Raw genomic sequence first — 10,136 nt, 5'->3', positions numbered from 1 at the left:
CTCGTTAGGATTTCTCGCGGCGAACCAGCCGCAGGTGACGCAATCCGTCTCCGAATTGACTTCTAAATTAAGCGTTTTGATCAAACACGATGCTGTAAAAACCGACCGCGAGATTGATACATTCGTTGCTGAGATACGTCAAACGATCGCGCCGCTGAATCGTGTGGGGCTGTTTACGCCGCCGATTCCCAACATGTATCACCAAACCGCGGCAAAGTAGGCTGCCCTGCGAAGCGGACTCGCTATACTGAGTCACTTCCATCGGTAGATCGATACCGTTCGTTTTATACCGTTCGTTTCATATAGAGTTTCAATTTATGAGCTGTGTACTCCCTTCTCGCCCTTGTCTTTTTCACGCGTTACTCGCCGCGACCTTGTTCTTGCCCTACCCGGTGACGGCGCAAGAAGCCGACGCGACCAAAGAGAGCCCAGCCAAAGCGACCGCGACCGCCGAACCCAAATACCCGCTAAACGTGGTCGCCGACGAAGCTGAATTGTATGTGGTCGATCTCGATTTGCCGGGAGTGTGGAAGATTGGCGAAGGCGGACGCAGCCTGTTCGTGCGTGGTTCGAATTTGCTGCGTCACCCGATGAACCGCCCCCGATGCATCGTCATGCATCCCACGACAGGCATTTTAGTAGGCGATTCAGCAACCCGCGAGGTCTATCACATCGCGGAACAAGAGGCAGAACCTAAACCGCTGTGTAACGCGCGTGTCGGAATCGCGATGGCTCTCGCGGTTTCGCCCGACCAAAAAACAGTTTACGTCGGTGATGCCGAAAAACGGTCGGTGTTGCGATTCCCGATCGCAGGCGGTGACCCAGAGTTAGTCGTTCGCGTCAATGCACGTGGACTCGCGTTTGATGCCGACGGAAAACTTTGGGCGGTTACACCGGACGACGAAGCGATTTACCGTATTGATGTCGATGAAAAGAAAAGCGAAGCGATCGTTTCTGGTCGACCGTTCCAATATCCCAATGGACTGGTTTGGGCAGGCGATCATGGCTTCGTGACGGACGGCTACGGAAAAACGGTGTGGAAGTTCACCGCCGATGGCAAGACCGAAGTATGGCACGCGGGCGATCCTCTTGTCGGGCCGGTTGGAATATCGCTAGGTGAGAAATCGCTTTTTGTTGCCGACCCCAAACAGTTGCAAGTCTATGAGTTCGATCTCGAGAGCAAGCAAGTCAAACCACGGATGTAAAGCGTAACGGCAATGAAGATTTTGAAAATCGTATTGGGGCTGGCCGTCGCTTTGGTTTTGATCATTGCTGTGGTTTATTTCGTGCGGCAATCGCAAGACGATGCTGCACCGCAGTCGACATCAGACCAAGCGAACGCTCGACTGCAAAGGACACGAAACGCGTTGGCGGCGACAGAAAACTTCGAGTCGGCTGCGGCGGACGAGGATTGGACGGCGCTGTACGAGGAATCACCTGACGATGCATCGATCGCTCTGAACCGAGCGTTAAATCGTGTTTTGCGAGTGGATGTATTGACGGAAAAGGCGAACAACTCGCTATTGGATGCCTCGGAAAAGCAGGCCGCTCGCAGCGAATTGCCACAAGCGATCGATGCGGCGAGGAATTCCATCAAGGATTTTGCAGCCGCCGGGGACACCCCAGTCATCGCGGTGTGGTTGGAAAGCCGAGTCGATCTACACGAAGCTTCGCTGTTGCCAGCGACAATGACTCGCACGCTACGAAAGGAAATCTTCGACCGAATGGTGGCCGCGATCGACGGCGACTTGGGCAAACGCCCCGAGTCGATCATTTTGGGCGGGCCGCTCACCCAGGTATTGGATGAATTGGAAGACCCGATCGATGGATTGCCCAATGACGTAGCGCAAAAGGCCGCCAAAGCCCTTGCGATCCTGTCGAGCCAAAACGAGGACAACCTGTTCATCGCCTTGCGGGCAGCCAAATTAAACCTTGCGATCGAATCGGCCGATGCATCCGACGCCGTTGCCAGGACGCTGCGTCTAGCGCGATCAATTGAACCTTCGCTGCGACGCCAAACCGAACCGATCGGATTGACGCCAGACCAGTTGGTGGCCGAGATCCTTGGTTCGATCCAATCCGCCGAATGGAACGCCGCAGAGAACCAAATGCTGTTGTGGTTTAACGTGCTCAACAGTACCGAATTGGTGAAAACCGATCGACGTCGCGCTGCGCCGCACCCGCTGGATCGATTGAGTTTCGATTCGCTGCGACGCGTTGCCGCCGAAATCGCAGCACAGTCACCTGCAATCGTGGATGTGGCGCCGCTGGAGTTCAGCAGCAACGTGATTTTCGATTCCGTAGAGATCGCCGCGGTGATGCCGGTCGATTTCGATTTAGACCTTATCCCCGATGTTGTGGCCGCTTCGTCCACGGGGAAGTTGGCCCTAATCAAGAACGATGCGGGGAATTGGAAACCGTTTGCGTCGCTTGAATTAGGGATGCCAGTCAGCGGATTGTTGGCAGCCGATTTGTTCATGGTCGACAGCAGTGATCCGAGTCGAATTCAAGTGAACCGGGCAAGCGGCGCTAGCGAAACGGGAAACCAAGTCGTCTCAGGAGCTCGACACAATACGCTGGTGACGTTGGTCGCCTTTGGCAACGACGGCGTCCAATTGATTGCTGTCGACGGCCGCGCGGACACCGCCGATTCCGATCGCCTGAGAATGGTCGACAAAGCAACGGGACTCGAAGAAATCACCACGGTCACAGCAGCGATCGCAGGCGATTTGGAAGGCGACGGCGATTTGGATTTGATGCTGGCGACCAAGAACCAGGGAATGCGTGTCTTCGTCAACCGAGGCAATCGGACGTTTTTCGAAGCCGCTGCTACCGACACGGCAACCTCACTGTCGAAAACTAGCAATATCATTGCGATGGAAATGGTCGATCTCGACCGCGATCTTGATCTGGACGTGGTAACACTTGACGACGCCGGCCAAGTCGGTGTGGTCGAAAATTTGCTGCATCTTCAATTTCGCTATCGTGAACTCGCGGAAATTCCAAAGATCACCGCGGCTCATTCGATCTCGATTGATGACGTCGACGGCAATGTTTCGTGGGATGTCATCGTGGGGTCCGCCGATGCGACAACCATCGCGTACTCGCAAACAGCAGCTGCCGGCATTTGGACTGTCGATCATGTGGAAACGACCAAGCAAGCGGGCGATGCGATACTGGTTGGCGACTTTAACAATGACATCCTGCCGGACGTGTTGCGATCGAGCAAATCGACGGCATCCGCGTTCCGGCTGGGAACCGCCACCGAATCGCCCGTGCAATCGCTGGACGCGTCGCTGGGCGAGACGTCGCTTTGCATTGCCGATTTCAACGCCGATGGGTTGCCAGATGTGCTCGGAATCCGTGACGGACGCGTTCTTGTTTCGCTCAATCAAACCGCATCCGAAGGACACTATCTGGATGTCCGTTTTCGTGGGATCGACGACAACAACGCCAGCAGCGGTCGTGTGAACCATTACGCAATCGGATCGGTGGTTGAACTACGATTTGGACCGCATTACCGCGCGGAAGTGATTCGTTCGCCCGTCACCCATTTCGGTCTCGGCGAATTCGAAGGCCCGGCATCGCTGCGAGTGATTTTCCCCAACGGACTAACGCAAACGATTCGGGATCTCAAAATCAACACGTTGGTCGAAGAAGAGCAAACGCTGAAAGGGTCTTGCCCGTATTTGTATGCTTGGGATGGTGAAAAATATGCCTTCGTGACCGATTGTTTATGGGCCGCGCCATTGGGACTGCAAGTCGCCGACGGCGTTGTGGCAAAAGATCGCCCCTGGGAGTATTTAAAAATCGATGGAGATCACGTTCGCGAGCGTGACGGAAAATACGAACTGCGTATCACCGAAGAACTTTGGGAAGTCGCCTACTTTGACCATCTATCGTTGGTGGCGGTCGACCATCCCGAGACGATCGATATTTGGACCAATGAGAAGGTGGGGCCTGCGGAGATTGCGACACCGACGATTTATGCATTCGACGATCAAAATGTGACCAAGCTGAAACACGCTGTCGATACCCAAGGTCGTGACATCAGCGAAAAGCTCTCTCAGATCGATCAGAATTATGTGCAAGGATTTGACCGCCGTCTGCGTCAAGGATTGTGCGAACCTCACTGGATCGACGTTGATTTTGGCTCCGAATTTCTGCCGAAACCATCGGCGCATCGCGAATCGATCTACTTGGTTTTGACCGGCTGGATTTTGCCAACCGACACGTCGCTGAATATCCAGATCGATCAGAACCCGGAATTGCAACCGATCGAGTTTCCTTCGTTGTGGGTTCCCGACGCGGGTGAAAAGGATGGATGGCGGAAAGCGATTCCGTTTGTGGGTTTCCCCGGCGGCAAGACGAAAACGATTGTCGTGGACGTAACCGACGCGATCAATCGCGAAGATCCTCGGCTACGTATTCGCACATCAGCCCAAATCTACTGGGACGCCGCTCAAGTGGCCGTCCAGCCCAAACCGGCGACGTACCAGACTCATTCGCTTTCGCTGATCGATGCAAAGCTCGATTACCGCGGGTTTTCGAAGCGAATCAAGGAATCGCCGCAGGCTCCGGAATTGTATGACTACGGGCAAAACAGCGTGGCACCCAAATGGCCACCGCTTCAGGGACGCTTTACGCAGTACGGTGATTGCAACGAACTATTGGCGGCCTGGGATGACGCGATGGTGGTGATGGGCAGCGGAGATGAGATCTCGCTGCGATTCAGTGTTCCCACGGACGCACCGCCGGCGGGCTGGAAACGGGACTTCGTTCTACATTGCGTCGGCTGGGACAAGGACGCCGATCTAAACACGCTGAGTGGGCAAAGTGCGGGACCTTTGCCGTTTAAGCAAATGAAAACCTACCCCCCCACACGGCAGCAATTGGACCAGATTCAGCGGACCGACCGTTTAAATGCCCCACATTTGCACCGCGTCCATGATTTCCGGGCGTTTTGGAGTCGTCCATAGTAAGGGCATGAGGACGCTGAGGCCCGATTCGGTCACCCCTAAAGGCGGGTTCAGCGCCCTGATGAAACACGCAGCACGTTTCTGAGCGGAGCGACCACTACGGCAACGGATGATTCTTTGCTATTCTTTGCGGCAATTTGCATGCGTTTGGTTTAGCAGCGTCCGGAGCAGCATTTTTTCTCTCTGGCTTCGCCGCCACCGGATCGTTCGCTGCCCCGCGCGTCGGATTTCGAACCAACTTCCAACCCTCAACAATTCGGGAAAACTCCGTGCCTCGTCGAGACGATATCAAGAAAATCCTGCTTATTGGTAGTGGTCCGATCGTAATTGGGCAGGCTTGTGAATTTGATTATTCCGGTACACAAGCGTGTAAGGCTTTACGCGAAGAAGGCTACGAAGTCGTCTTGGTCAACAGCAACCCTGCGACGATCATGACCGATCCGGCAACGGCGGACTCCACCTATATCGAACCGTTGACATGGCAGATGGTTGAAAAAATCATCGCCAAAGAACGCCCCGACGTCTTGCTGCCCACGCTCGGTGGACAAACCGGACTGAATGTCGCGATGGATCTCGAAGCCAACGGCGTCTTAGAGAAATACGGCGTCGAGATGATTGGCGCCAACGCCAAGGTAATCGCCAAGGCAGAAGAGCGAGACCAATTCAAAGAGGCGATGGAAAAGATCGGTTTGGACGTCTGCAAAGGCTTCACCGTCCATACGCTGCAAGAAGCTCGCCAAGCACTGGCGGATGTCGGTTTGCCGGCCGTAGTGCGTCCAAGCTTTACGATGGGTGGTTCAGGATCGGCGATTGCGTACAACCGCGACGAATTTGATTCGCTGGTCCAAAACGGCCTCGATCAATCTCCAGTCACCGAAGTGTTGATCGAAGAATCGATCATCGGTTGGAAAGAATACGAGATGGAAGTCGTCCGCGACCGCGACGACAACTGCATCATCATTTGTAGCATCGAAAACTTTGATGCCATGGGCGTTCATACCGGCGACTCGATCACCGTTGCCCCGGCCCAGACATTGACGGACAAAGAATACCAACGCATGCGTGATGCTTCGTTGGCAGTCATTCGCGAGATCGGCGTCGAAACGGGCGGCAGCAACATTCAGTTTGCGATCGAGCCGAAAACGGGCCGCATGATCGTGATCGAGATGAATCCGCGTGTCAGCCGATCGAGTGCATTGGCCAGTAAGGCCACCGGTTATCCGATTGCAAAGATCGCCGCCAAATTGGCCGTCGGCTATTTGCTGTGGGAACTTCCCAACGACATTACCAAGAAAACCAAGGCGTGCTTCGAACCGACGATCGACTACGTCGTCACCAAGATGCCACGTTTTGCCTTCGAAAAATTCCCCGAAGCCGATGCGACATTGACGACGCAAATGAAGAGCGTCGGTGAAACGATGGCGATCGGACGTACGTTCAAAGAATCGCTGCAGAAAGCGATGCGTGGTTTGGAAGTCGGTGCGTTTGGCTTGGGCTGCGACAACAAAGACACCTGGGGCACCGAGAACCAGTCCGACAAAGACGAGATTGTCGCCAAGTTGAGCACGCCCGGCGCCGAACGCATCTTCTATATGCGGTACGCGATCAAGGCGGGTATGTCGATGGAAGAGATTCATTCGTTGACAAACATCGACCCGTGGTTCTTGGACCACATGTTCCAAATCGTTGAAGAGGAAGATCGAATCCGTGCCATCGGATCGATCGACACGATGACGCGGGATGATTTTTGGCAAGCAAAACGATGCGGTTTTTCGGATCGTCAAATCGCCAAAATGACCTCCACGACTGAGTTGAAGGTGCGAGCGAAACGGTTGAGCCACGGGGTCAAACCGGTTTTCAAAAGCGTGGATACCTGTGCGGCTGAATTCGAAGCTTACACGCCTTATTACTACAGCGCTTACGAGCACGAAGACGAGCTTCCGCCACCGGCAGAGGGCAAAAAGCGAGTGATCATCTTGGGCGGTGGACCGAACCGAATCGGACAGGGAATCGAATTCGATTATTGTTGCTGTCACGCCAGTTTCGCGCTGCGTGAAATTGGTATCGAAAGCGTGATGGTCAATAGCAACCCCGAAACGGTCAGTACCGACTACGACACCTCGGACGTGTTGTTCTTTGAACCATTGACGATCGAAGACGTGCTGAACATCTGTGACGAAATCAAGCCCGATGGCGTGATCGCTCAGTTCGGCGGCCAAACGCCACTGAACCTTGCACGCGGATTGAAAGAAGCCGGAGTACCAATCATCGGAACAAGCGTCGAAACGATCGAAGCTGCCGAAGACCGCGAGTTGTTCCAAAATCTGATCGAAGAACTTGGTCTGCGTCAGCCGCCAAGCGGCATCGCTCGCAACATGGACGAAGCTCGCCGCGAAGCCAAGAAGATCGGCTTCCCCGCGTTGGTCCGGCCTAGCTTCGTACTGGGCGGACGTGCGATGGAAATCTGCTACGACCAATCTCAGTTCGAGCGTTACGTTGCCGAAGCATTTATCGTCGCGGATGGGCAACCCGTACTGATTGACCGCTTTCTCGAAGATGCCACCGAAGTGGACGTCGACGCCGTCGCTGATGGCGATGACTGTGTGATCATGGGAATCATGGAACACATCGAAGAGGCCGGGGTCCACTCGGGTGACTCGGCATGTGCGATCCCTCCGTTCAGCTTGACTCAACCTATCTTGGCGGAAATTCGCGAGACCACCAAGCGATTGGCGATGCGATTGAAAGTCATCGGTTTGATGAACATTCAATACGCGATCAAGATGGAAGACAACACGCCGACGCTGTACATCCTCGAAGTCAACCCGCGGGCGAGCCGTACCGTGCCGTTTGTTGCCAAAGCGACTGGCGTTCCGGTGGCTAACATTGCGACCAAGGTAATGGCCGGCGTCTCGCTAAAAGAACAAGGCGTTACCGAAGAGCCCATTCCGCGTCACGTGTCGATCAAAGAAAGCGTGTTCCCGTTCCGCAAATTCAGCGGCGTCGATATTGTGCTGGGCCCGGAAATGCGAAGTACTGGCGAAGTGATGGGGATCAGCGAGAAATTCTCGCTGGCGTTTGCGAAGAGCCAAATCGCTGCCGGATCGGTGTTGCCCGAATCGGGCAAGATCTTCCTGAGCCTCGCTCCACGCCACAAGGATTCGGTTGTGACGCTCGGAAAAAGTTTGTCGGAGCTTGGGTTTGAGTTGCTAGCCACCAGTGGCACTGCAGCCAAGTTGGAAGAGGTCGGAGTCAAAGTGACTCGCGTCAAGAAGATCGCCGAGGGGCATCCCAACTTGATCGATCACTTGAAAAATGGCGACGTGCAGTTGATCATTAATACTCCGAGCGGCAAGGGAGCACGGACGGACGAAGGCAAGATTCGTGCTGCGGCGGTCCAATCCGGAGTGCCATGTATCACCACGGTGGACGCCGCCGATGCCGCGATTCGAGCGATGACAGCGATGCGAGAAGGTTCGATGGAAGTCGAATCATTGCAAACCCGTTACGCCCGTTCGCTGTAATCAAATCGAGGCTAGTTTTTTGCCACGCGCAGCGGTCTCGGCAGATAGGTTCGCCTATCTGCGCGAGATCGGTTCCATAATGAGTGATCCATGAGTGACGAGTCAGCCAATTCAAACGCATCCAATGATTCGGCCCGATTGTACGATCCAGGCGAACTTCGATTGCTGGTGGTCGACAACGAAGCCGCGCACGCTCGGGCGATGACGGAAAGCCTGGAAAAGGTCGGCTACAAGTGCGAAGTCGCCACCAGTGGCCCCGAGGCAGCCAAGCTTGTCCAGCGAGAAACCTACGACATTATCATCACCGACATGGTGATGAACGACGTCGATGGGATGGAGATTCTAAAGCTCGCACGCAAACAATTGCCGGATTGCGAGGTCGTGATGGTGACCGGCCATGCCACCGTTCCGATCGCGGTCGAAGCGATGCAGAAAGGGGCATTCAATTTCCTCGAAAAACCGATCACCCCCGCCCGATTACGGGCGATCGTGGAAAAAGCGGCCGATGCGGTCGCGTTGCGTCGGCAAAACACCGAACTGATGCAGCGGCTGGACGAACGCTATGGTTTCGAAGGCATCGTCTACACCAGCGACAAGATGAAAGGCGTTATCGACCGCTTGCGACGGATCGCCGCCACCGATGCCACCGTGTTGATCACTGGCGAAAGCGGAACGGGCAAGGAGATGATTGCTCAGGCGATCCACCAAAACAGTCCACGCCGTAACAAACGCATCGTGGCGTTGAACACCCGCGCGGTGTCCGAGAATCTGGTCGAAAGCGAACTGTTTGGCCACGTCAAAGGCTCGTTCACCGACGCGGTTGCCGATCGCGTCGGAGCGTTTCAATACGCCAATGGCGGGACGTTATTTTTGGACGAAGTCGGCGACATGCCGATGAGCACGCAGATCAAATTGCTGCGTGTGCTCGAGGAAAGCCAGATCACTCGCGTCGGCGACAACAAATCAATCAAGGTCAATGTCCGCTTGATCTCGGCGACCAATCGGCCGTTGGAAGACATGATCGAAACGGGCGTGTTCCGAAATGATCTGTACTTTCGCTTGAAAGTTGTCACGGTGGAATTGCCCGCGCTGCGTGAACGGCGTGACGATGTGATTCCGCTGATGGATCATTTTCGCAAGATGTTTCTGCGTCGACACGAAAAGCCCACAGCCCATTTCACCCCCGCCGTCACCAAACGGTTCTTTGCCTACGATTGGCCAGGCAACATTCGCCAGCTTCGTAACTTTGTCGAAACCATGGTCGTGCTCGATACCGACGGTTCCCTCGACATTGATGACCTGCCACCGGAATTGGCCGACGAGGCCCCCGAAAGCAGCGAGCCGGTTGCATTGGTGGGCAGCGGCGAATCAAATTTGATCGGTCAACCGCTCAGCACGGTCGAGCGATGGGCGATCGAAGAGACGCTGAAATTGACCGGCGGAAATCGCGAGGAAGCAGCCAAAATATTGAAGATTGGGGCGCGGACGCTGTATCGCCGGTTGGACCAATACAAGAACGAAGAAGAAGGTGGCGAGGAAGAGCAAGACGCGTAGCAAGAATCAATGTGGCGAAACTCAATGTAGCGAAACTCGCCAAGAGTTTCGATTGAATTGAGACGCCGAAAGTCTTGGC

4 protein-coding genes and 1 pseudogene are annotated in these 10,136 nt (G+C 54.9%); all 5 read left to right on the top strand.

The window, feature by feature from the left end; all coding sequences use genetic code 11:
* Positions 1-220 (top strand): annotated as a pseudogene (locus RMSM_RS14035) (hypothetical protein); the annotation flags it as partial.
* 97 nt (positions 221-317) lie between these two features.
* The gene (locus RMSM_RS14030) at positions 318-1,205 is read left to right on the top strand and encodes an SMP-30/gluconolactonase/LRE family protein (RefSeq protein WP_063870222.1); all 888 of its coding nucleotides are present in this window, start codon (positions 318-320) and stop codon (positions 1,203-1,205) included.
* Between the two features lie 12 nt (positions 1,206-1,217).
* Positions 1,218-4,979, top strand: a complete 3,762-nt coding sequence (locus RMSM_RS14025; RefSeq protein WP_008697106.1) for a CRTAC1 family protein — start codon at positions 1,218-1,220, stop codon at positions 4,977-4,979.
* Positions 4,980-5,248: 269 nt separating this feature from the next.
* Complete coding sequence (carB, locus tag RMSM_RS14020; RefSeq protein ID WP_008697103.1) at positions 5,249-8,503, top strand: carbamoyl-phosphate synthase large subunit; 3,255 nt, start codon at positions 5,249-5,251, stop codon at positions 8,501-8,503.
* Positions 8,504-8,593: 90 nt separating this feature from the next.
* A complete protein-coding gene (locus tag RMSM_RS14015; protein ID WP_008697101.1) occupies positions 8,594-10,057 on the top strand; it encodes a sigma-54-dependent transcriptional regulator in 1,464 nt (487 codons plus the stop codon).
* Positions 10,058-10,136: the final 79 nt, after the last annotated feature.

It is taken from the genome of Rhodopirellula maiorica SM1 (assembly GCF_000346295.1).
Classification (GTDB): Bacteria; Planctomycetota; Planctomycetia; order Pirellulales; family Pirellulaceae; genus Novipirellula; species Novipirellula maiorica.
The sequence above is the reverse complement of the archived record's forward strand: the minus strand, read 5'-3'. Positions and strand labels throughout refer to the sequence as shown.